Source organism: Companilactobacillus muriivasis, from assembly GCF_036246245.1.
Taxonomy (GTDB): Bacteria; Bacillota; Bacilli; order Lactobacillales; family Lactobacillaceae; genus Companilactobacillus; species Companilactobacillus muriivasis.
Genome location: NZ_BTTQ01000005.1, coordinates 17,271 through 40,833 on the forward strand (window position 1 = coordinate 17,271; position 23,563 = coordinate 40,833).

Sequence of the window (23,563 nt, forward strand, 5' to 3'; positions counted from 1 at the left end):
TCACCAAATTATTGCTAATTTCTATTAATAGAGTCCATTACGAATGGTTCTCATCGCTGCTGTAAATTCTTCACAAGTTAGGTATGCAAACGACAACCTGAGGGAACGATTATGTTTAAAATCATAAATATCACCAGTATTTAACAGTATTCCCTTGTCCAAAGCACGATCAAATAAATCATCGACTTCAACGTCATCATTAAATGTCAGCCAAATATAAAATCCACCAATTGGTACATCCCAACTGGCAATATCATGAAAATATTTTTCCAAAGTATTCAAAGCATTGTCACGTCGTTGCTTCAAAACCTTCTTCAAACCAATTAGATATTCCTTATATTTACCACTTTGCAAAAATTCTGCAAATACCAATTGCGACAGTGAGCTAGCACCATAATCCATCTGCATTTTGGCATCACCAAGGCGTTGAATCACTGGTTCAGAGGCAATCACCCAACCGATTCTTAATCCCGGTGCCAAAGTTTTCGAGGCACTGCCCAGATACATGACCATGCCGTTATCATCGATAGCTTTCAAAGGCAACGCAGATTCATCATCAAAACATAACTCTTGATAGGCACCATCTTCAATGATTGGCAGCCTATTTTTTATACAAAAATTCATCAACTCTTGACGGCGAGCATTACTCATCGTGATTCCCGTGGGATTCTGATTAGTCGGAATCGTATAGAGAATCGATGATTCTGATTGTTGCAACCGCTTGGCAATTTTCCAATATTCCATGCCATCTCGATCCATCGAAATACCATTTAAATTCAAACCGGCTGATTGAAACATTTGTAGCGACTTCAAATAAGTTGGTGCCTCAGTAAATACGGTGCTGTCTTCTTCCAACATACATGAAGAAATTAATTGCAACGCTTGCAAAGCACCGGACGTTACTAAAACATTTTTAGTTGAAACATTGATGCCAAATTGTTTCATATGTTCAACAATTGCTTCCCGTAAAGTCAGTATTCCCAGCGGTTCAGCGTATCCTAATGAAGTTATTTCGACACTCATCTTTTGCAAAACTTCTGTCCACATTTTTTGTGGAAATAGTCGTGGATCAAGTTCTCCTGTTCCCAAACGAATAATATCAGGCGCAAATTCCAGTCGATTGATTTGTTGCATTCGACGATTATTTTCTTGTAAATATCCAGATGAAATTAATTTTTTCCAACTTGGTTTGGTTGGCAACATCAGTGACCACGTATTACTGACAATTTGCGTCCCCGCCCCCGATTTGCCAGAAATAATTCCATAGGAAGTCAATTCATCAATTGCAGTCGAAATAGTACTGCGATTGACGCCAAATGATTCTGCCAAAGCCCGTTGTGAAGGTAATCTTGAACCAATTGTCCACTCACCATTCGCTACTTTGTCACAAATATATTGCACGATTTGACGATAAACTGGCGTGTCATTATTTTTATCAGGTTTCCAAGTAATTTGAATCGGACGAACTCGTTTCATAATGATCTCCTTTTGGTTGGGTCGAAAGTTTATTTTTGGTTGGTTACATCTTTTAATAACACCGATATAATCGTTATTGTAGTCAATATATAACACATTATTTGGTTGGTAAAGGGGACTAATCATGAACTTCTTTTTACAGGGATTAACAATGGGGATTGCGTATGATGCTCCAATCGGTCTGGCAAATCTTTTCGTCATCAACGCTGCACTCACACAGACACGGCGCAAATCGTTTTTAACGACATTAATTATCATTATTTTCGATGTTTCATTAGCCTTCGCTTGCTTCTTTGGCATCGGAGCAGTCATGAAAAAATTTGAATGGTTACAGTTGGTCATTCTGTTAATTGGTAGTTTAATCGTAATTTATATGGGGATAAATTTACTCCGATCACAAACGACGGATATCAGCGCGGAAGCCACGCCAGAAATGACAATTTTCAAAACTATCACTTCAGCTTTCGTCGTAATTTGGTTCAATCCACAAGCAATTATCGATGGCTCAATGATGCTTGGGGCTTTCCAAGTTACCTTGCCAGCTTATAGTTATCCAGTATTCATCGCTGGTGTTGGGATTGCTTCGGCACTTTGGTTTATCGTGTTAAATGCCGTGGTTACTAAGTTTAAAGATAAATTCAACGCTAAAGTTTTACGGATTATTAATTTAATTTGTGGTGTCATTATTATTTTGTATGGTGGGAAATTGTTATTTAATTTTGTTACTTTATTAATACATTAAAAAAGAAGCCAATTGGCTTCTTTTTATTTTGGTAATCCTCTATAACTTACTGGATCTAGATCTAATTTTTCATCCAGGGACCCCTTAACTATATAAAAACTCGTTCCATTATCTGAGCCTATCCCAAATAATCGATACAATCTATATTTTTCAGAATATTTTTTAGATGCTAATAATTCATTACTACTTAAAAAGAAGGGCGTTTCTTTTCCACCAGTTGTTGACTTAACTTCGATATAAATCGTAGAACCATCCAAATTATATGATTTTATATCGTACCCTAAACCATCGCCTTCAGACTCAGAACTATGCTTAACCTTATATGCCAAATCTTTTAAACCGGCTTTTAAAAGACGATTCTTTTCATAATTCATAACAAGATCTTCACCCATTTTTCCCAGCTTACTATTTTTTGACTGTTTTAATTCCGTATCTTGTTTATGGGGCTGACCAGTAAATTCTTTTTCATCTAAGTTCTTATTTGGAGCTGTAACTTGAATAATATTTCCTGATGATAAATCATTTTCTTCACTAATTTTATTATTATCAAATCCATTTTCCAATTTCATCTCTGACAAAATCACATTAATTGAGGATTAAACATTTTTGACATCAATTAAACACCTTTGCAATTGATAAATAATAACTATCATTTTCTTTAAATCATTTTCTAAAGTTACATTACTAGGCATCTCATCAATTGAATATTTTTTGGCAAAAATATTTCCGTACTCATATCCCTCAGGTAGGTCAGTACTTTTATAACTAGATGAGTTCAAATTTATTTTAGATAAATATTCATGCCTGTCGTACACCAAATTATCTCTAAAATAATCACCAACTGTTTGAATTTTATTCAGACCCTCTTTTTTACCATACTTTTCTCTAAAAAAAGTCCAACCTTGGTTTAAGGACAAATATACAGTGTTTGTATCTATCGAAAATAAATAAACTAAATAAAATCCATGTTGTGCTGATTTAGATATTGCAGCATCAAAAACACAAATCCAAGGAATCGTTGCCCATCTCCCACGGCCAGCTGATCCACTGGAAACGAACATTTGATCATTATAAAAATAATTGGAGTATTTCGGAAATCCTTTAGAAAGTAGTGCTACCAGTTTATTATTTTTAAAAGATGTATTATTCTTATCCTCACTAGTTAAAGGATAGTCCCTTAAGACAGTTTCAAGCGTTTCCCTAATGTTCATATTTTCACCATCATATTCCATTAAAATTACATTTATTATAATTCAAATACAAATATAATAATTTGAATTTTCCTTAATAAATTAATAATCTCTACAGTATCATGAAAATAATCCACAAACATATTCATAAAAATGACTATATTAAATAAATAAATAAGAGTTGATAGAAATAGAGATTTCCATCAACTCTTATTCTATATACTCAATTCTTCAATAAACTTCAAACGCTTCTGCAAGAAAATATCACCTGCAATAATCAAAAATCCTAATATCGTTAAGCAAATCAAGCCAGCGTACAACTTACCACTCCCGTAAGATACAACAATCCGATTGCTTCGACTACTTTGTTTTACTTTAAATTCAATGGTCCCTCGAGTACTAGTCCAAAATGGCACTGGTCTACCATTCACTGATACTCTGGTCAAACGATATCGAATTATTGGTAAATTAATATCATCACCTTTTTGCAATTTATTAATTTTCAAAACTGCAGTATCACGATCATCATGTGGAACTGCTTTTACAACTTTATTATTAATGTACATCTGATGTTCCGTAACCGAAGATAAATAATTCAAAGTCTCTTTGGGAACATATTGATTCAAATAAGAATCTGGAATCCTGTCCTCATTGATCATCGCCGTATCAATAACTCCATGTGGGTCAGAAATCATGGTGTGATTCGTTGCTGATTTGAAAGAACTAAGCCAGATCCCCATCATCAAAATCCCACATAAAGCTGCCACACCCCACTGCATCTTAATGTCACACTGGCGTACTAACTCAGTTATCATTAGTGATCCACTGACCGCCGCAAACAATGTGGCAAATATCAGCAAGCGGTATGGATATTGAATCACGCTGATTGGGGTATTTTGTAATATGCTCCATGGAAAAAGACTGGTAGAAATCAAAAATAATGCTAATCCCATTAAATAAATCTTTTTATTTAAGCTATTAAATTTTACAAAATAAATCGCTCCGACTATCAAAATAACTAAAACTATCAAGCCTGGGTTATAGAGATTTCCTTCCACAAAACGACTGGCATTACTTTGCATAGTTACTTTCAAAAACTTGGTTAGTTCCAATCCTTGCAATATCTGTGGATCCGGTTTAGGGAACTTCTGGAATAATTCTTCCAGAATAAATGGACCGGTATAAATTGAAGTTATCAGTATTGTTGTAAAAACAGCTTTTATCAGAGCAATCGCATGTTCCTTAAGTGGCTTTATCTTCATAAAGTTTAACAACAAGAAGGCGATGAAAATCAAAATAGTCATAAATGTCGTCAAAACATGCGTTAAAACAATGGCTCCAAATCCCAGTACAAACAAATACCATTTATGATAATTTCTAAAGAATGTTTCATAAAATCCTAGAAAACATAATGGTAAAAAGATAGTCGCAATATATTCAGCCAAAGCTGCCCGACTCAACAAATCAATCAATCGATAGGTGCTGAAGTCATAAATCAATGTAAAAATTAGCGCCTGAAAATGTGAGCCTGAAAATTCATACATCGAATAATGACTAATCAGTAGCGATGCTAAGAAATAAATGAACAACGCCGTATAAAATGCTGAAATCGGATTGCTGTTAAATAATGAAACAATTCCAAATGGTAATAACGTTATCCACGGATAAAAAATATTGACTGCGTAGCCAATTTCTCCAAAATTAATCGTGGAAATCGACGGCAACAGTCCCTCCTTCAGGGACTTACTAATTCCTTGAATACGTTGAAACTGGTAATAAACATCATCGCCATACCAAATACTCTTGCTTTGGAAAGTTAAATACATGATACCGGCAATAAACAAATACCCTAATAAAATTATTAATACTTTCGACTTACGGTTCAAATTTTTCATAACAACACCATTAGAAGACTTATAAACATATTTATTCTCAATTATAGTACGCATGGTGCTAGTTGATAATCTAATATCTGTATATACTTCAAAACTTATTTAAATACCTTAACAAAATCAGAAATCAGATTGGATTTAGTTTTATAGTTGCGGGTCAATAAGTGTCCATGAACGTGATTAATAATATCCGTTTTAATAACAAACAATTGATCATTCTCAACTTCCATTTTAACCATTTCCCATGGCAAATAACTAAATCCTAACCCACCAATCACCACTGACTTAATTGTAGCAATACTTGGCAAACTGATTGTTCTGAATTGTCGCTGATGTTGCTGCCAAACAGAAGTTTCAAACTGATTACGATAGCTACATTCAGGTTCATTAATCACAAAGGTAGCCTGACTATCATTTAACAATTGTTGAAAAGTTTGCTTTTGTGAGCTAACTAAGACCATTTTTTGTTCACCCAAATCATGATCTATCAACCTCTTACTGGGTTTACTAGGCCACATCATAAAAGCTATATCGACATCGCCACGCAACAAAACTTCTTCATTATGTAAACAAGTCGCATTCTGAAGCTCAAGTTGTACCTGAGGATAAAGTTTTTGAAATTGTTGTAGTTTCGGAGCTATCACCGAAATCGTCAAGGATTCTGGAGCGGCAATCTTCAAGATTCCTGAAGTTTCAGTTTGATTCCATTTTTTAATATCTGAAAAGCTTTCTAACGTTTTTTCGACCATAGGCAACAACTGTAAACCAGCATCAGTAATGCTTACTTGGCGTTTTTTATATTCAAACAGCTTTGCGCCTAACTCGAGTTCTAAGCTTTTAATCTGCATAGAAACAGTTGATTGCGTATAACCCAAAATATCGGCAGCTTTAGAAAAATTACGTGTTTCAGAAATCGTCTTAAAAGTTATTAATTCACGAACGTCCATAAATTTATCCTATCTATCAATATATTTGATAATTACTATTCATACTATCAATTATACATATATGGAATTGCCAGTTACAATGAAATCAACGTTTAAGAAATGAGGCTTTCATATGCAAATAGTTCCTTATCAAAATAATCCCCATCACCTAGCTCAATTAGTCGACTTAATTAATTATTGTCAAAACATCGAAGCCAAATTAAATATTAAAATGGCTGAACAAGATGATATTTTCCAAATCAGCTCTTATTATCAATCCAAAGGTGGAAATTTCTGGATTGCATTAGAAGAAAATCAAGTGGTAGGTTCCATCGCCTTATTGCCAATTGGAAATCAGACAGCCGTGCTCAAAAAATTCTTCACTTATCCAAAATTTCGTGGGCAACCAAATCGCCTAGGCGCAAAGTTGTATCAGGAATTACTTAACTTCGCCCAAGCTAACAACTTCAAAAGATTAGTCTTAGATACCCCAGAAGGCGAAACCAGATCACATTACTTTTATGAAAAGCACGGTTTTAAGCAAGTCACACCAGAGCAATTCAATGCCAATTATCCTTACCCAGACCGAAATTCTCGACTCTATGAACTAATTTTTTAACTTAAATAATCACGTTTTCTTACATTAAAGGGGTTCTAAGAAATTATGCCAAAATTAATAAAATTCAAATTTTATTATTTACTTTTTTTAAAAAGATGCTAATATAAGTGTCACAAGATAAAAACGACGAGAAAGAAGAGTAAGATTTTCCACACTAACAGTGAGTTGGGAATGGTGAGAACCCAATTAGTAAATGGATTATCCGAATAACACTTTCTTATGTTTCTGGCTAAAATGAGCAATCAGAGTAAGTTCAGACGTTAACCGGTACGTTACCATCGGTGGAGCATGCTAGTGCTCTTATTGAGGTGGCCTATTTTTATATAGGCAACTTGGGTGGTACCGCGAAAAAGTCTTTCGTCCCAATTATTATTAATTTAATAATTGAGATGAAAGACTTTTTTTATTTTGTATTTATTCATTAAGAAAAACGATCAATTGATCGACCGAAGAAGGAGAAATTATTATGGACTTAATTATACCTAAGGACTACGATCCAAAACTATCAGTTAAAGAAACACAAAAAGCTATTCAATACATTCGTGAAACATTCCAAGACGAATTTGGTAAAGAATTGAATTTATCACGTCTATCAGCACCAATGATGGTCGAAAAAGGCACTGGTCTTAATGATAACCTTAACGGTGTCGAATCACCTGTTTCCTTTACTATGAAAGGTATGCCCGGTGAAACAATTGAAATCGTTCACTCATTGGCTAAATGGAAACGTCTAGCTTTGAAACGTTATCACTTTGACATGCACGAAGGTATTTACACTAACATGAACGCTATCAGAAAAGATGAGGATCTTGATAACATTCACTCAATCTACGTTGACCAATGGGATTGGGAAAAAATCATTGCTAAAGATGAACGTACAACTGAAACTTTGGAAAGCACCGTCCGTCAAATTTTCAAAGTTATCAAGCATATGGAACACGAAGTTTGGTACAAATTCCCTAAGGCTGTTTATCATTTGCCTGACGAAATTCACTTTGTTACAACTCAAGAACTTGAAGACCGCTGGCCTGACAAGACACCTAAAGAACGTGAAGATGCCATCTGTAAGGAACTCGGCTGTGTATTCTTAATGCAAATCGGTGGACCTATGAAGAGTGGTAAGCGTCACGACGGCCGTGCCCCTGATTATGACGACTGGAAATTAAACGGTGATATCTTATTCTGGTACGAACCTCTACAAAAGGCTTTGGAAATCTCAAGTATGGGTATCCGTGTCAGTGAAGAATCAATGAGAGAACAATTGAAGATGGCTCATGCTGAAGATCGTGCCTCATTACCTTTCCACAAACAATTGTTGAACGGTGAACTACCTTACACAATCGGTGGTGGTATCGGACAATCACGTCTATGTATGTTATTGCTCGGTAAAGCTCACGTTGGTGAAGTTCAAGCCGCTGTTTGGCCTGAAGACCTACGTAAGAAATGTGACGAAAATGGCATTCACTTACTATAAAAAATATTAATCCTTCCCTAATTACAAATAATGGTCCTATATTCTGTTTTGTTCAGAATGTAGGACCATTTTTAGTTTTTTCTTTAATTGCTATTTTAATATTATGGGGAAATATCAAAATAGAGCGTGATTTTTACTGACCTATTTCATTATTTTGGCTAAATATTAAAATAGAGGATTTTTTTCATCGACCTATTTCATTATTTTGGCTAAATATTAAAATAGAAGGTATTTTTTTCCGACCTATTTCATTATTTCGGCTAAATATTAAAATAGAAGACGATTTTTGAGCACCAACTTTAATATTTCGACTAAATATCAAAGTTGAAGACCTTTTTTAATGACTAACTTTAATATTTTAGCTAAATATCAAAGTTCAATATCGTTTTCCAAAGTCAGACCATCTAAATATAGGTAATCTTCAAACTTCCAACCGAAACTCGACCAGTAATCGTAATCTCTGGACTATCTTCATCAGTTCTAACATTACCGACTTCAGTAATAGTTCCCATATTAGTATCGATTCCTTGACGGATAATCCAGTCACTTGGTACGAACAACTCTGCCCCACCAAACGAAACATCGACATTAATTGCGGCGCTATCATTAATTTTTACATTATCAAAATAAACTTTAGCATCTCCCATCGAAACGTCAATATTAGCTGAATTAAAATCGTCAGATTTCACGTAACGAATACTGCTGCCCATCTTCACATAAACATTTACATCTGGATCATTAACTGTCTCCACATCGGGTTTCGACGTGTAATCCATCTGAACAAAGGGCCCATGGTGTCCTCTCGTATAGCCCTTACTATAGTTTACCCATGGACGATGTTTGGCAATCAATGGCCGAAAAATCATCGACAAACCGATTGAAACTAACAACGCTGCACCTAATAATGTCCAAGGAACAATTGCCGTGATTCCCAATGGTTTTGCGTAAACTATTCCCAGAAATGCCAACGAAAACACTGTTCCCGGAATTGAGAAATAAATTAAACTCTTAATCAAAACAGCTGCCAAGAAAATTGTCACAGCTACTGTCCAAAAACTAAACGAGTATGTAATCAAGTGCATCTGGCTGACGACTAGAATTGCCGCACTCAACACTAGAAAAATACCCCAGAAAATTCCATTTCTATTTCTCATATTCAAAACTTCCTTTGCTTTAATTTATCTTTTAACTCATGTAGAAATCGCCGTGAAACGTACACTTGTTTATAAGTATTTTTGAATTCAACTAAGTTACCAGTCACTGATCTGGATAATGATAAAATCTCATCAACGTTCAAAATTGATGACTTAGAAATCCGTAAGAAATTATCAGGCAAATTCTCCTCCAGCTCATACAACCGATAATGAATTAGAAAGGCATTGTTGGTCGTGTGGGCGTAGACGTTACGGTCATTGGTTTCAAAGAACAAAACATCCTTTAATGCCAACGAATAGACCGTTTCACCGATATAGCCATTGAGATGATTAAATTTTTCTGCAACATCTTTAATACTGTCCATAATCTGTTGCACTTCATCATCTTTTTTAGCGGCCTTGATGACAACTTCTTTTTCCTGATAATCAGGTGAAATATCTAGTCTTATCTTCACATCGACTCAACCCCCTTTCGATAACTGTATTACACCACATCCAAGTTAGGCTGTATAGCTATTCTACCTAAGTGGTCCTTTTTAGAAACTAAGTGGTATCAAAGAGTGCGACAAAGCATGGTCAACTTTCGAGCATTAAGGTAAATAGAGCAGTAATCCGATTTTGGATTACTGCTCTATTTAGTTTAAGCTGAAAAAGTTATGCTTTGTCACACGTTTAAGTCAGGAATATAAAATCCCTGACTAATCCCAGTTACCAAAATTTACTTCTACCATCTCATCATTACCACAACGCGGACAATGCCAAAACTTGTTTTGATCAACAAACCTAAGTCTTGTTTTTCCGAAACTTCCTTTAGCAAAGGTAACTCGTTGCAACTGATTATCACAATACGGACAATGATATTCCGGTTCCATATCGCCAATTTTAAAATAAAACTTATCAAATAGGTAGAAATCTTCTGGACAAGCATAAAGTTCATGTCCATAATCATCTAAAATTTTTTCTCCAGCTACTACGGATTTCAAAGCTCGGTTAGTAATTTCTTTATCATCAACCAACTCCGTCAACATTGGCTTTTCACCTTCAAAAATATTAGTTTTCGAATACATCATACCGATACCTAGCAATGCATCAATTTCGTAACCGCACTTACTGCAACGTAAATCATGTCTCTGTCCCATACTGCTTCCTTTCTTAAAACCGTCAAAAATGTTATCCTATTGTACAATTATTACTATAATAATTGAGGAGGAATTTTATGCAATCTGTAGATAAAGTCAGAACTTCTGGTTTAGCAAGATTCACATCCCTAGTTTATCTCTATACAGGCTTGGGAATCGCCCTATGGACCATTAGTGCACAATTAATCGCAAATAACAAAGCTCTTTCAATGGCTATTTTCCAAAGCATGGCACAACATCGTATTATTTCAATGATTTTGATGATTGGTATTCCAATTGCCTTCATTAGTTTATGTAGTCGCTTAGCCACGAGGTCGTATTTCCTAACATTCTTGAGTTACATTGGATTTATCGTTACCTTATCAGTTATCGGCGTGCCTGTCTTCTACCTATATTCAGCTAGAAGCATCGTTCAAACATTGGCAGTTACAGCCGGTGCTTTCGTTGTTTCAGCCGTAATTGGTTTCATTACTAAGAAAGACTTAACATCTTGGAGTAGAACTTTATTCACAGCTTTAATCGCCGTTATCGTTGTCGAATTGCTAAACGGTTTGATTTTCCACAGTTCAGCAATGATGATGATCACCAGCGCCGTAATTATTGTCTTGTTCCTATTCTACATTGCCTTTGATTCACAAAATATCAAACGTATTTACCAAAATTACTCAGACTCAGAAAGCTTGGGTGCTATCGCCTTAGTTGCCTCAGTTAACTTGGTTCTTGATTTCATTAACTTGTTCATGAGTATCATTCAAATTTTTGGTAATAATAACTAGTATTTATAAGAAAGTCCTCAAATATCATTTGGGGATTTTTTTGTCTACTCTCAGCACTTCCGACGGTATCCCAAATTCAAATTCTTGCGCTACCTCAAATAAGGTAGTACTATAAATGGCTCACGAAGACTTCGAAAACAAATAGTCCTCAATTGCTATGTTTTCGATTTTTTAGTGAGTTGAAATCGAAAAAATTTCCCCGTAGTCTACTAAAAAGACTGCGGGGAATTTTTTATTTCAAACCATTATAAATGTGATCAATATTCCACTTCATCATCGAATAATATGTATCGCCAGTGGTACCTTTTTTAGATAGCGAGTCAGTAAAGAGTTTAGAATAAATCTCTAATCCTGATTCTTTGGCAACTTTATCCATTGATTTGGGCGAAACTGATGATTCAATGAAAAAATGTTTAACATCAGAATTCTTAATTTTACTTAAAACAGCCTTTATCTGTTCCGGTGTACCTTGAGCCTCAGTATTTATTTCCCAAATGTATGCCGGCATAATGTGATAAGCTTCGGAGAAGTACTTGAATGCCCCCTCTGAAGTTACTAACAAACGTTGTTTCTCAGGTATTTGTAGATACTTAGATTGCGCCTGTTGATGTAATTTTTCCAACTTGGCAATATAAGTTTCAGCATTGTCCTCATAAAAGCCAGCATTCTTAGGGTCTTTCTGTTTCAAAACATTCATAATCGTGCTAACGTATTTGACCTCATCAGCTATATCTAGCCACTCATGGGGGTCACCTTCATCCTTATTAGTTATCAGATGTTTAGCTTCCACATTTTCACTCGCCGCAAATACTTCACGACCAAATTTAAAATAGCTTTAATCAGCGTTGATTTACCTACACCATTCGGTCAAATGATTCCATTAATTTTACCAACGTTAAAATTAATGGCAACCTCAGAAAATACTATTGTGTCATCATAAGTGACAGTGAAGTTCTTAACATTTAGCATAAAAAGAGCCTCCGCTCTAATGTCAGAGCTATCATATACTACATGGTGTTTCAATTAAAAAAACTAGGCAAACTTAAATTTTATTTTGCACTTATATTAATAAAGTGCTTTATAAATTCAAGAATGCAAAAAAGCCCTCAGAATTTTATCTGAGAACTTACATTTATATATCCATTTTAAGGTGTATCTGACAAAGTCCAATTAATTACACCAGAATATTTTCCGGCCGGACTCAAACCCTTGCTTCTCAAAAAGATTCCACTAGTACTATTCCAACTTTTAGAAATATCAGTGTCTTGTTCGCCTACCTGAGTTTTAACACCATTTGCAATATCTACATCATTGTCATTCATTGTACTTTCAATCCCGCCTGAACTCAGGTAAACTATATCACCATTAAATGGTGTACCGCCATTATACAAACCACCCGTTGAGACCGATAGTTTCCAAGTATTGGCGGCACTGACTTCACGACTATCATTCACTGTTATATCCCAATCTCCACTACGAGAAATTAGTCGTGACGCTGAAATTTGATTCATATTCTTAAATTTATAGTCATTATTAACTGTAAGCGATAATGATCCATCTTTCGCAATTATAACTTTCGATGTATTGGAAAGATTGCCATACTTATCCATCACATAGACTTCCAAAGTATTTGATTGTTCATTTAACTTATCTGCTGGAACTTTGAAATTTAATTTTCCTGAACTATCAGAATCGCTTAAAGTGGTTGTCGACAAATCGGTATCTGAATTGGTTCCATTGCCCTTCAATTTAGCATAGACTGAAACATCTGAATTGGTCACGGTAGAGCCATCAGTATACGAAACCGTTCCGGTAATATTAGCATCCTCGTCCGTACCAACTGACATCGTACTATTATCTAAATTTAAATTGATTGGTTTACTCTTTTTGATATTAAATGCTGGTGTATCTATATTCGTAAGCAAATTGTCACTATCGATTTTGGAACGAACTGAAGCAACATTAGTATCAGAACCAACTGACTTAGTGACACCATTGATAGAAATCACAGCTGAACTTATACTCCCTCTGGTTGAACTGTCCAAATTTCTTTCTAATTCATAGTGTATACTTGCATCATTTTCCTCAGTTTCCGGGGTAAAACTAGTATCAGCCTTAATCAATTCTTTTGTTCCATCATTATAGGTAACCGTTCCAATATCGCCATTTGCATCTGGAGTATATGTTAAATTACTTGGTAATTTCAAATCAGCAACAATATTCTTCCAAACATCTTTACCACTATCATATTTCAAATTATAGTTAACCGTTAGATTATCATTAGAATTAACGTAGTCACCTTTATTAACGTCCTTATTTTGAGTATTGTCTCTAATTGTTGACGTAGTATCTGCTTCAACAGACGAAGGAATGGATTCAAATGCAACTAAGTTAGCTTCATAGTTGGCCCCAGTGGTAGCTGTAAATCCCCAACGCAGCTTTCCAGATGAAAGATCTGCAAATTCCTTCTTTAGTAACGGTTCTGTTGTCACTGTTATGGGATTTGCTCCTTTTGATTCCTCTGGATCTGGATTTTTATCATTAAAAGAATACGTTGCTTCAAAAGTATTCGGATTCCAACTAATCGTTAAATGGTGCCATTTACCATCATGTAACGTTACTGCCTTATATCCCAAATGCTTTTGAGTATAGTAATAATTCTTGAAAAATATTCCACCACTACCCATCCGCGTATATGTTGTTGGTTCTGCTGGATAACCATAAGCTATATGTTGATTAGGATATCCAATATCAAAGGAACTCGAACTGCCTGAAGCTGTCGAATTATTTTCATACGTATCAAATTCCAATGCCCAACTGTCCGGAATGGCCGTACTTGCAATACTATCGGTATTATCAATATTCTTATCATTATCAACACCCCAAGCACCCAAAGTTTCGCCGACTCCAATAGATGTTCCTTTATGTGAAAAAGCTTTAATACCTTCATCAGAGTTTTGCATCACAAATGCCATACCATCACCAAATCCATCACTAGAATCGATATGTTGCGATGGTCCAAAATAAAGCCACATGGATAATGTCTGCTTTTTAGTTATATCAATATAATTTCCTTGATCAACATTTGACCAGATAGAAGCAGCTTGATTCTTCGCGAATGTCATTCTAATGGCACGCATTTTATCCGTAAATGTAGATCCACCAGAATCCATCAACGTTGCCCAATTTTTTGCAGTACCGTTAGAATCAGTATATCCACTAAGGTCTCCTGCGACAAACAACTGATTACTAGCGTTAGATGAACTAAGTCCACTACCAAGTCCCAAATTATTTGGAGCAGTTGTTAGACCGTCCTTTTGTTCTTGAAGAACACTATCAGATGTTGCTGCATTAACCCCCATGATTTGAATGTCAAACATTAAAATAATCAAAAAAAAGGCAATACAAAACAGCCCCACTATATTTAATTTTCTGATTTTGCCGCCCTCAATTTCATAAATATATAAATTAAAAATATCTTTTGATAATTATATACACATCATGAAAAAAATACATCGAATTTGTGTCATTTTTTAGCTTTTTGGCATAAAAAAAGAAAGCTCATCAAATATTGATAAGCTTTCTTTTCATAATTTGCTATTTATTTTCAGAAATTGCTTTGTTAACTGCGTCTTTTTCGTCTTCAATCAAGTTAACGTTAGTTTCAACAATCTTGATATCCATTTGGATCTCACGAGTCAAACCTGGTGTATTAACTTTTGGTTCAAAGAACTTCTTAAACTCAGCCAAACGTTCTGGTGTGTGGAAGATCATTGATGTAACAGTGATATATGTTGAGAATTCCATATCGCCACCAACTGTCTTTTCCAACCATGACCAGTCGTTTCTGATCCAATCCCAAGCGTCTTGTTGAGCCTCTTTATTTGCCAAAGTTCCACGATACCATGCACGCAAATCTTGTGGCTTGATAGTATCAGCATCTTCAAACTTGCTGATTAATTTCTTAATCAATTCTGCATCAGGTGTACTTGTGATAGCAACTGAAAGGTCTTCTTTATAACTTGGGTCAGCAGTCTTAACGTAATCGTTCAACAAGTTATTGAATAATTCAGCAGAACCGTAGTTCTTAACTTCATTTCTCAAAACGAAGAGACGAATGTCAGCTGATAGGCCAATCAAGTTATCTTTGTTTTCAGTAAAGATTTCGTGAGCCTTAGCAATGGCATCTTTATTTTCAGCATACAATGCGGCGCTCAAAACATATGGACGTGTTAATTGATCGTCATTTGATTCGCCAGCCTTTGGTTCCCAACCTAAACGAGCAACTTGCTTAGCACTCAATTTATCGAACAAAGCTTGCAAGTTCTTTTCTTCAACAGAACCTGGTTTAACAAACTTCTTCAAGTTATTGGCAACACGATACAATGCGGCATTAACAACAGTTGATGTACTTTGAGCGAACTTACCTAATAATGGCACGATTTCAGCGTATGAAATTTCACGAGCATCAGCCAATAGACGAAGATCTTGTAAAATTCCTAATTGTGAAATGTTGTCGATTGAATCAAGATTATCCAAAATATCTTTCAACAAAGTAGCATCGTATTTAACGATAAAGTGTGAGTTGTTACCGACATTTAGACGGAATGGTTCGTTGGCATCCTTGTGTAATTCGGCGTAATCACCGACAACGACTGACTTTTCAGACATAATCTTAGGTGCAGCACCATAATTACTGTTCAAAGGAATCTTCCATGAACGAGCTTCATCTTTACCTTGACCGATAAAGAATTGTTGTTGTGACAAAGTAATCTTGCCATCAACGACACTAGCTGAAACAACTGGATAACCAGGTTGTTCTAGCCATGAGTGCATGATTGAACCAACATCGATACCAGAAGCATCACCTAAAGCATTCCAAAGGTCATCACCTTCAGCGTTGTTATACTTGTGAGCTTCAAAGTACTTCTTCAAACCAGCACGTAAGTTATCGTCACCTAACAAGGCACGAACCATAACTAGCATTCTGGCACCCTTAGCATAGACGATAGCTGAATCGAACAAAGCATCAATTTCAGCTGGATTATTAACTTGCACATGAACGGATTGAACACCATCAGTTGCATCACGTTGCAAAGCAGCCGGAACATCAGATGTTTGGAACATTTCCCAAACATTCCAGTCAGGTTCGATGGCATCAACAGCAACGTATTCCATCATGTTGGCAAAACTTTCGTTCAACCATAAGTTGTCCCACCACTTCATAGTTACCAAATCACCGAACCATTGGTGAGCAAGTTCGTGAGTAATAACTGTGGCAACGAGTTGTTTAGTATCAAGCGAAGTATTGTCAGGATCAACCATCAAGTAAGCTTCACGGTATGTAACAAGACCCCAGTTTTCCATGGCACCAGCTGAGAAGTCAGGCAAAGCTAATTGCCATGAATGTGGTAGTGGATATGGAGTTTCATAGAAGTCTTCATAGAATTCAATAGCACGTTTAGCAATATCCAAGGCAAAGTCTAATTCGTTGGCCTTGTGAGCTTTAGTAGCGAAGACACCGACTTCAACACCACTCTTAGTTGTTGTAACTTTACTTTGAAGATCACCGAAAGCAAAGGCAATTAAGTAAGTTGACATCTTAACAGTTGTATCAAAGTAGTGAACGCCATTTTCAGTTCTAATTTCTGGCATGTTAGCTAAAATTGTTTCACCCGGTTGTTCGTCAAACTTGATAGCCATATCAAATTTAGCTTTGGCCTCAGGTTCATCAATACATGGGAAAGCTTGACGAGCAAAAGTTGTTTCAAATTGTGTTCCGATAATTTGCTTCTTTTCGCCATTAACTTCGTAGTATGAAGGGTAAATACCCATCATTGAGTCAGTCAATTTAGCGTTGTAAGTAATTGTCAAAGTTGTTTCGCCAGCTTGTGGCAAATCAATGTTGATAGCTTCATTAGTATCATCAACAGCAAATTGAACATCTTTACCATTAGCTTGAACGGTTTCAATATTTAAATATTTTTGGTTAATTGAGATGGATGGCACTTTAGCTTCACCATCAATAACGGTCTTACCAGAGATTTTTTTAGTTCCACGGTCGATATCGATGAAGACATCGTAGCGACTTGGTTGAAATTTATCATAAAAGCGTGTTATTTCAGACATAAGTTCCCCTTTTTTAATCATTCTTTAATATATTTCTAATTTATTATAATCTTTAATATATCTTAGTTTCAATATAAAAAGAATAGTAATTTAATATGTCGTCTCTGGCTGTCAGTGATTTTTTGCCAGCTATGGGGACCGGTGCGAGCCAAAGTACGGTCTCGTACCTCGATTTGAAGCCTTGCCAAAACCCGGCAAGTCTCCAAAGTCGCCCCGTGGTGTAAGAGCTAAAGCTCTAACGCCACCTCCACAGCATGCAAAAATCACTGACACCCTCCGACTAAAATTTACTGTACTTAAAATCCCTTTAATAAAACAGTTAAACCATTATTAATACCCAAATAGCTTATCAAAAATAAACTTATGTCCCAAGTAATGTGATTTCCAATTCAATACTATCTTAGATTTTTATCAATTATAATTGATAAAAGCAGGAATTTAGAAGTTTCTTCAATTATAATTGAAGAAAACTGGAAATTAAGAAATTCTTCAATTATAATTGAAGAAAAAGGAGGGCTCAAAATGATTGTTCGTGATTTATATTTAAATAAGCTACGTAAATTTCAAAACACCGAATTTGTTAAGGTCATCACTGGGGTACGAAGATCTGGAAAAACCTTTATTCTTCGGATGTTTCGAGACGAATTGCGTCAACAAGGGATTCCTGACGATCAGATTATCTTTATCAATTTTGAATCTATGAAATATCAGAATCTCTTATCTAAAAACGCCCTCTATGACTACGTTATGAAATCCCTAATTCCTGATAAGAAAATGTATTTATTCTTTGACGAGATTCAAAGAGTTACTGGCTGGGAAGACGTGATTAATAGTTTTCGAGTAGACTTTGATGCAGATATTTACGTATCTGGATCAAACGCATCCCTATTATCAGGCGAATTGGCTACTCTTTTAACAGGTAGAATGGTCGAAATTCCGATTTATCCACTATCATTCAAAGAGTATTTACAATTTCGAGATATAACAGACCAACCAGAACGATACTTTAACGACTATATAACTGAAGGAGGATTTCCCGCTGTAGCTTTAGTTGATGATGCTTCGGTAAAACAGAGCATTTTGGATGGAATATACAGCTCTATTTTGCTTTGGGACGTGACTGAACGTGCTCAAATACGTGATGATGGCCAATTGACCCAAATTTCAAATTATCTCCTAAGTGAAATTGGTAATTTAATCTCTGGAAACAAGATTGCAGGCGTTCTATCTAATGAAGGATTCAAAACAGCTAATGCCACTTCAGTTCTTCGATATATCAATTTACTACAAAATGCCTTTCTCTTCTACCCTGCCAAACGCTATGATATACGCGGCAAAGCTTATCTTCGTACTGTTGCCAAATATTATGCTGTCGACACAGGCTTAAGAAACACCACATTAAACCGCAACTATCATGACAACTTTGGACATCAAATGGAGAATATCGTTTATCTAGAATTACGACGCCGCGGATATCAGGTTGATGTTGGTAAAGATGATACTAAAGAAATTGATTTTATCGCACGTAAAGGAAACGAAACCCGTTACTACCAAGTAACTATGCAGCTACCTGATGATAATAACCGTGAAATCAGTAACCTAGCTGTTTTACCTGATAACTTTCCTAAAGTCGTCCTAACAGCCAATCGAATGGATGTTGGTCACGTTAATGGCATTTCTGTAGAATACATCATTGATTGGTTATTATCATAAATTAAAGTTTTAAATAAGCATCACAAAAAGAGAGACTAATCTAAAACGATTAATCTCTCTTTTATATTAGAAATTATAAATTACAATCTAACTTCTTAACCAAGTTATACCAAACTTCATCAGCGTGCTCTGAATCTGCCACACCCTCATTTTCAAAACCATTTTTCAAATAAAATGGTACATTGTGTTTCAAGCTAGTTAAGGAAATACTTTCCCTTTTAGCAATTCGAGCATTCTTTTCCAAGACACTTAACAATTTACTTCCTATACTATTGCCACGATATTCTGGATCCACTGCAATTGTGAAGACAATCTGATGTCCACCTGTCGCAAGGTTATCTGGAGTTTTTTCGTACATCCAGTCTTCCACATAGACTTCTTTAGTGGCTGGTCCTACGACGAATCCCACCACTTTACCATCTATTTTAGCAACTAAGAAAGTATCTGATAACTTGTTGATGCGGTCACGATACTGCTCCTCAGTTCCAGCTTCTTCAGGGGTAAATCCTAAGTTTTCGATGCGTAAAATTTCCGGTAAATCTTCCATCTTTACATTCGTAATTTCCATTATTGTTACTCCGTTACTTTTAGTAAGTGCTGGCAACTTGATTGGCAATAATCCATTGACCATTCTTCTTTTCGAAATACATTTTCATTTGTAGCGACCACGTATTAGCTCCGCCACCCCAAATCTTAGCTTGAACACGATTTTGACCGATAAAACTAGCCTTGTTACCGGTAATTTCAATGTTCTTAATTGCTTCTTCTTTGGAAGAAAGATATTGCATTTCGTCATTTTGAATCTGGTCGATCCATTCCAATTTTGGCTGCACATAGCCTGTCATATGAGTTAATTTCATTGATGAGCTTAAAATTTTATCTAATTTAGAAAGGTCTTTTTCGACCATAGACTTGTTTTCGTCTCGATATAATTGAATAATTGCTTCTTGATCAGTCATTATTTATCACGCTTTCTGCTTTTATCTACAAACATAATGATACCGTGAAGACCGCCATAGAGCTATTTCAATTCCAAATAGCATTCATAAGCTATCCTTATGCAAAGCTTTCTTTCAACAAGTCGGCAAAGCTTTCGATATAAAAGCCTGAGTTATCAGCTTGCCAGTAAGCATAGTAATTCTGAACCAAACTCTGCTTGCCTTTAATTAATTTAATAACTTTAACAATATCCTGATTTAACTGGTTTTGCATTCGGGAATTAATAATTAAATAACCTTGACTAGAAGCAACTAATATTTGTGCCTCATCATAATTTTTAGCAATGACAAACTCACCCTTAACCCCGAGAATATCGCGATAATACGACTCATCAGCAGTTGGATCATCACTGTCGGAAATTAAGATACAAGGAATATCAGCCAATTCAGCAATATCAATTTTTTCAGTGCTGACTGGCAAAGAACGACTGACGGCCACCATAAATTCACTTGATGTCAAAAATTCATTCTGATATTCATTCGACAACGCCCGCCTTTGATCAGAAAAATTCAAATCAATCTTGCCCGTCCGCAATAATTCATAGAGTTCTTCATGGTTGCCACTAGTAATGTGAATTTTAACTTGAGGATATTCTTGAGTGAATTTGGAAACTGTTTGAAGAAATTCTGTCGTCCCGAAACTTCGCAAATAACCGACATTGAGATTCACATCGTCATTTTTGACTATTTTCACCGTATTTTTAACTAATTGATCAACATTCGTCAAAATATCCTGACTATGAGTATAAAAATATTGTCCGGCTTCAGTAACCTCAAAACTCCGACCCTTACGTTCCAAGAGTTTCACGCCCAGATTGCTTTCTAATTCTTTCATTTGTTGGGAAATTGCTGATTGGGAAATATTGCATTCAACCGCGGCCTGCGTAAAACTGTGGTTCTTAACGATTGCGATAAAGTATTGCATCTGTTGAAACATAAACTTCGCCTCAAACTTGTATTTTTTACCATTATACCAGTTGGGGCCGCCTCCGGTTGTCAGCAATATAGTTCCTCTGTCCTACCTCGAATCCTTCGGTGGCAAAACCAAAGCAAAAAAAATAACCCCAGAAGAGGTTATTTACTATTTAATCCAACGCTATCATGTGAATAATAACTGTCATCAGCAATCGCATTCTTCACAAAGTCAGCAATCGATTTAACCGAAACATCATGTCCGCCAAATGGTTCGCCTTTACGTGTGATTTCATAGTCAACTGGTCCATTTGTAAACCAACCCGGACGAATAACAGTGTAGTTCAAATCTGAACTTTCGATAATATCGGCGGCTTCACGATAAGGACGAAGGACACCGTTGTTACTCAAGTTTCCGTTACTACCAACGGATGCAGGGATTTCATTATAAATTCCCATTGATGTGATGAACAATAGACGTGAAACATTGTTTCGATCCATAGCTGCCACAATTTTTTCAGCAAAACGATTTAATGGGCCACTCAAGGCTACAAAGACTGCATCTTGATTTTCCATAGCTTTATCCAAGTCGGAATCAGATGTCACGTCTCCTGCCATTGCAGTTTCACGGTCACTGACATTCAAACGACCGGCACTTCTAGCAAATAAAGTTAGCTTGTCATCAGTTTCATTCAAAAGTGTTTGGCGAACTGTTCCACCAATTGTTCCTGTTGCTCCAATAATTAATACATTTGTCATTTTAATTTCTCCTTATTTATCAATAATTAATAGTGATTTAATAGCTGTTTTCTTATCCATTGCCTCATAGGCATCTTGGATATGGTCAAGGTCAAAACGTTGCGTGAAAACTTTACCCGGATTGATTTCACCATTCAAAACGGCATCTAGCAAAACATTTTTATCATCTGTGGTTACTGAAACAATTCCGCCACGTAGACCGATATTCTTCCAAAAAAGATTATTCGTATTCATTTCTGGTTTTTGTGGTACACCGACACGTCCAACAATTGCTCCAGGACGACCAACTTTAACAGCTGTGTCGACTGATTGTTCAGTTCCAACACATTCAAGTACGGCATCAGCACCAGTCTTAGTTAATTCCATAACTTTTTCAACGGCTTCGTCACCACGTTCAGCAATGATATCTGTTGCGCCAAATTCTTTAGCCAATTTCTGTCTATCTTCGTGACGACTCATGGCAATAATACGTTTAGCACCAAGCAATTTAGCAGAAAGTACACCGCTCAAACCAACAGCACCATCGCCCATTACTACAACTGTGTCACCTTTCTTAACTTCGGCACTTCTAGCAGCATGAAAACCAGTTGCCATAACATCAGCCAAAGCTAGGAAATTTTTGAGCATATCATCAGAATAATCTTCTGGTTGACCAGGAATCTTAACTAAAGCCCAGTTAGCGTTAATGAATCTCAAATATTCACCTTGATAACCGCCATTGCCACCAGCTTCTTTGTTCAAACAATCGCCATCAAAACCTGCTAGACAAGCCGCACAGTGACCACAACCATGAGTGAAAGGTGCAATTACGAAGTCGCCAACTTTAATATCTTTGACATCAGAACCAACTGATTCAACGATACCAATTGCCTCGTGACCAACGGTTGAACCAGATTCACGTTTAGCAATTCCTCGATACCACCAAAGATCTGATCCGCAGACGCAAGCACGCACGATTTTGATAATCGCATCAGTCGGCTTTTGAATAGTTGGTTTGGCGTATTCCCTAACTTCCATTTTTCCAGGTTCTACAAAAGTTGCTGCTCTCATATTTAAATATCTCCTTGGATTTTATTTATTTATTATTTCTTTGATTTAACTTACAAGTGATATAGTACATTCATTTTCTCGTTGAACCAATTTCAAATATTGGGGTGATTGATAAGTTTTACTTATGTTTGGCCGTCTCCAGGACAGAGAATATTCACCTGCTGATTTTTATAAAGTATTACTAATAATTTTTGAAATCAAATTAATAACCTCAAGTGATTTTTTGATGATCACTTGAGGTTATTTTAAAATTATTCTTATATATTCAGTGGCTCTAAAACGAGTTCCGACAGGGCAACTCCTTCCGCTTTTTAGACTAATTTTCCAACTTCATTCAACTTAGCAATAACTGAATGTTTATGTGGAGATTTCATAATTGCTTCTGACAAATCATTGCCTGCAACGTTGCCATGGTGTTTTCCGCCTTTCCATGGTTCAACATCTGTCATATCATAAACAATCCCGTCAATGGCCACATAGGCTGGATTGCCATTTTCTCCGTTAAATTTTTTTAATTCTTCAAGTGTAAATTGTTTGTCTGCCATCTAATCAACCTCTACTTTCAAAAATTAATATCTACAAATATTATGACATTTATCAGCGGATGAAGATAT

At 35.9% G+C, this 23,563-nt stretch carries 21 protein-coding genes, 2 pseudogenes and 1 other annotated feature; of the genes and pseudogenes, 5 read left to right on the forward strand and 18 right to left on the reverse strand.

Annotated features, from left to right (window positions below):
* Positions 1-24: 24 nt before the first annotated feature.
* Complete coding sequence (locus tag AAA923_RS06745) at positions 25-1,476, reverse strand: aminotransferase-like domain-containing protein (RefSeq protein WP_338215726.1); 1,452 nt, start codon at positions 1,474-1,476, stop codon at positions 25-27.
* Between the two features lie 124 nt (positions 1,477-1,600).
* Between AAA923_RS06745 and AAA923_RS06750 the strand changes: the two genes are divergently transcribed.
* Positions 1,601-2,218 carry a LysE/ArgO family amino acid transporter gene (locus AAA923_RS06750; protein ID WP_338215729.1) on the forward strand — a complete coding sequence of 206 codons (618 nt, stop codon included), beginning with the start codon at positions 1,601-1,603 and terminating at the stop codon, positions 2,216-2,218.
* Positions 2,219-2,241: 23 nt separating this feature from the next.
* On the opposite strand, the gene AAA923_RS06755 is transcribed toward AAA923_RS06750, so the two are convergent.
* From AAA923_RS06755 to AAA923_RS06770, 4 genes are all read right to left on the reverse strand, one after another.
* Complete coding sequence (locus tag AAA923_RS06755) at positions 2,242-2,781, reverse strand: protein NO VEIN domain-containing protein (RefSeq protein WP_338215731.1); 540 nt, start codon at positions 2,779-2,781, stop codon at positions 2,242-2,244.
* Positions 2,782-2,814: 33 nt separating this feature from the next.
* A complete protein-coding gene (locus AAA923_RS06760; RefSeq protein WP_338215733.1) occupies positions 2,815-3,450 on the reverse strand; it encodes an MrcB family domain-containing protein in 636 nt (211 codons plus the stop codon).
* A 173-nt stretch (positions 3,451-3,623) separates the two neighbouring features.
* A complete protein-coding gene (locus tag AAA923_RS06765) occupies positions 3,624-5,303 on the reverse strand; it encodes a putative glycosyltransferase family protein (RefSeq protein WP_338215735.1) in 1,680 nt (559 codons plus the stop codon).
* 95 nt (positions 5,304-5,398) lie between these two features.
* The gene (locus AAA923_RS06770; protein WP_338215737.1) at positions 5,399-6,247 is read right to left on the reverse strand and encodes a LysR family transcriptional regulator; all 849 of its coding nucleotides are present in this window, start codon (positions 6,245-6,247) and stop codon (positions 5,399-5,401) included.
* Positions 6,248-6,359: 112 nt separating this feature from the next.
* Here AAA923_RS06770 and AAA923_RS06775 point away from each other — a divergent pair, with 112 nt between their 5' ends.
* Positions 6,360-6,845, forward strand: a complete 486-nt coding sequence (locus AAA923_RS06775; RefSeq protein ID WP_041500283.1) for a GNAT family N-acetyltransferase — start codon at positions 6,360-6,362, stop codon at positions 6,843-6,845.
* A gap of 117 nt (positions 6,846-6,962) precedes the next feature.
* Positions 6,963-7,213: a binding site (T-box leader), on the forward strand.
* A 98-nt stretch (positions 7,214-7,311) separates the two neighbouring features.
* Positions 7,312-8,319 (forward strand): aspartate--ammonia ligase, encoded by a 1,008-nt coding sequence (gene asnA, locus AAA923_RS06780; protein ID WP_338215741.1) that lies wholly within the window; start codon positions 7,312-7,314, stop codon positions 8,317-8,319.
* Between the two features lie 404 nt (positions 8,320-8,723).
* Here the strand turns inward: asnA and AAA923_RS06785 are convergent, their stop codons facing one another.
* The 3 genes from AAA923_RS06785 to AAA923_RS06795 form a co-directional block, all read right to left on the reverse strand.
* Positions 8,724-9,473 (reverse strand): LiaF transmembrane domain-containing protein, encoded by a 750-nt coding sequence (locus AAA923_RS06785; protein WP_338215742.1) that lies wholly within the window; start codon positions 9,471-9,473, stop codon positions 8,724-8,726.
* A gap of 2 nt (positions 9,474-9,475) precedes the next feature.
* Positions 9,476-9,928 (reverse strand): LytTR family DNA-binding domain-containing protein, encoded by a 453-nt coding sequence (locus AAA923_RS06790; RefSeq protein WP_338215744.1) that lies wholly within the window; start codon positions 9,926-9,928, stop codon positions 9,476-9,478.
* A gap of 243 nt (positions 9,929-10,171) precedes the next feature.
* A complete protein-coding gene (locus tag AAA923_RS06795) occupies positions 10,172-10,612 on the reverse strand; it encodes a hypothetical protein (protein WP_338215746.1) in 441 nt (146 codons plus the stop codon).
* Between the two features lie 77 nt (positions 10,613-10,689).
* On the opposite strand from AAA923_RS06795, the gene AAA923_RS06800 reads away from it, so the two are divergent.
* Positions 10,690-11,388, forward strand: a complete 699-nt coding sequence (locus AAA923_RS06800; RefSeq protein WP_338215748.1) for a Bax inhibitor-1/YccA family protein — start codon at positions 10,690-10,692, stop codon at positions 11,386-11,388.
* A gap of 232 nt (positions 11,389-11,620) precedes the next feature.
* Here AAA923_RS06800 and AAA923_RS06805 read toward each other — a convergent pair.
* The 4 genes and pseudogenes from AAA923_RS06805 to AAA923_RS06820 all read right to left on the reverse strand — a co-directional run.
* Positions 11,621-12,205 (reverse strand): annotated as a pseudogene (locus AAA923_RS06805) (metal ABC transporter solute-binding protein, Zn/Mn family); the annotation flags it as partial.
* Positions 12,206-12,258: 53 nt separating this feature from the next.
* Positions 12,259-12,357 (reverse strand): annotated as a pseudogene (locus AAA923_RS06810) (manganese ABC transporter ATP-binding protein); the annotation flags it as partial.
* A 176-nt stretch (positions 12,358-12,533) separates the two neighbouring features.
* Entirely contained in the window at positions 12,534-14,768 is a 2,235-nt protein-coding gene (locus AAA923_RS06815) for a lectin-like domain-containing protein (protein ID WP_338215750.1), read from the reverse strand.
* A gap of 217 nt (positions 14,769-14,985) precedes the next feature.
* On the reverse strand, positions 14,986-17,517 hold the full coding sequence (locus AAA923_RS06820) for a M1 family metallopeptidase (RefSeq protein ID WP_338215751.1): 2,532 nt from the start codon (positions 17,515-17,517) through the stop codon (positions 14,986-14,988).
* Between the two features lie 522 nt (positions 17,518-18,039).
* Between AAA923_RS06820 and AAA923_RS06825 the strand changes: the two genes are divergently transcribed.
* Positions 18,040-19,230, forward strand: a complete 1,191-nt coding sequence (locus tag AAA923_RS06825) for an ATP-binding protein (RefSeq protein ID WP_338215752.1) — start codon at positions 18,040-18,042, stop codon at positions 19,228-19,230.
* A gap of 73 nt (positions 19,231-19,303) precedes the next feature.
* On the opposite strand, the gene AAA923_RS06830 is transcribed toward AAA923_RS06825, so the two are convergent.
* The 6 genes from AAA923_RS06830 to AAA923_RS06855 form a co-directional block, all read right to left on the reverse strand.
* Entirely contained in the window at positions 19,304-19,798 is a 495-nt protein-coding gene (locus AAA923_RS06830) for a GNAT family N-acetyltransferase (RefSeq protein ID WP_338215754.1), read from the reverse strand.
* A gap of 19 nt (positions 19,799-19,817) precedes the next feature.
* Positions 19,818-20,189: a nuclear transport factor 2 family protein gene (locus AAA923_RS06835; RefSeq protein ID WP_338215756.1), complete on the reverse strand. Its 372-nt coding sequence runs from the start codon at positions 20,187-20,189 to the stop codon at positions 19,818-19,820.
* Positions 20,190-20,286: 97 nt separating this feature from the next.
* The gene (locus tag AAA923_RS06840; protein ID WP_338215758.1) at positions 20,287-21,165 is read right to left on the reverse strand and encodes a LysR family transcriptional regulator; all 879 of its coding nucleotides are present in this window, start codon (positions 21,163-21,165) and stop codon (positions 20,287-20,289) included.
* A 137-nt stretch (positions 21,166-21,302) separates the two neighbouring features.
* Positions 21,303-21,899, reverse strand: a complete 597-nt coding sequence (locus tag AAA923_RS06845) for an NAD(P)H-binding protein (RefSeq protein ID WP_338215760.1) — start codon at positions 21,897-21,899, stop codon at positions 21,303-21,305.
* Between the two features lie 12 nt (positions 21,900-21,911).
* Positions 21,912-22,949 (reverse strand): zinc-dependent alcohol dehydrogenase family protein, encoded by a 1,038-nt coding sequence (locus tag AAA923_RS06850; protein ID WP_338215762.1) that lies wholly within the window; start codon positions 22,947-22,949, stop codon positions 21,912-21,914.
* A 311-nt stretch (positions 22,950-23,260) separates the two neighbouring features.
* Positions 23,261-23,494 (reverse strand): cytochrome b5 domain-containing protein, encoded by a 234-nt coding sequence (locus AAA923_RS06855; RefSeq protein ID WP_041500243.1) that lies wholly within the window; start codon positions 23,492-23,494, stop codon positions 23,261-23,263.
* Between the last annotated feature and the right edge of the window lie 69 nt (positions 23,495-23,563).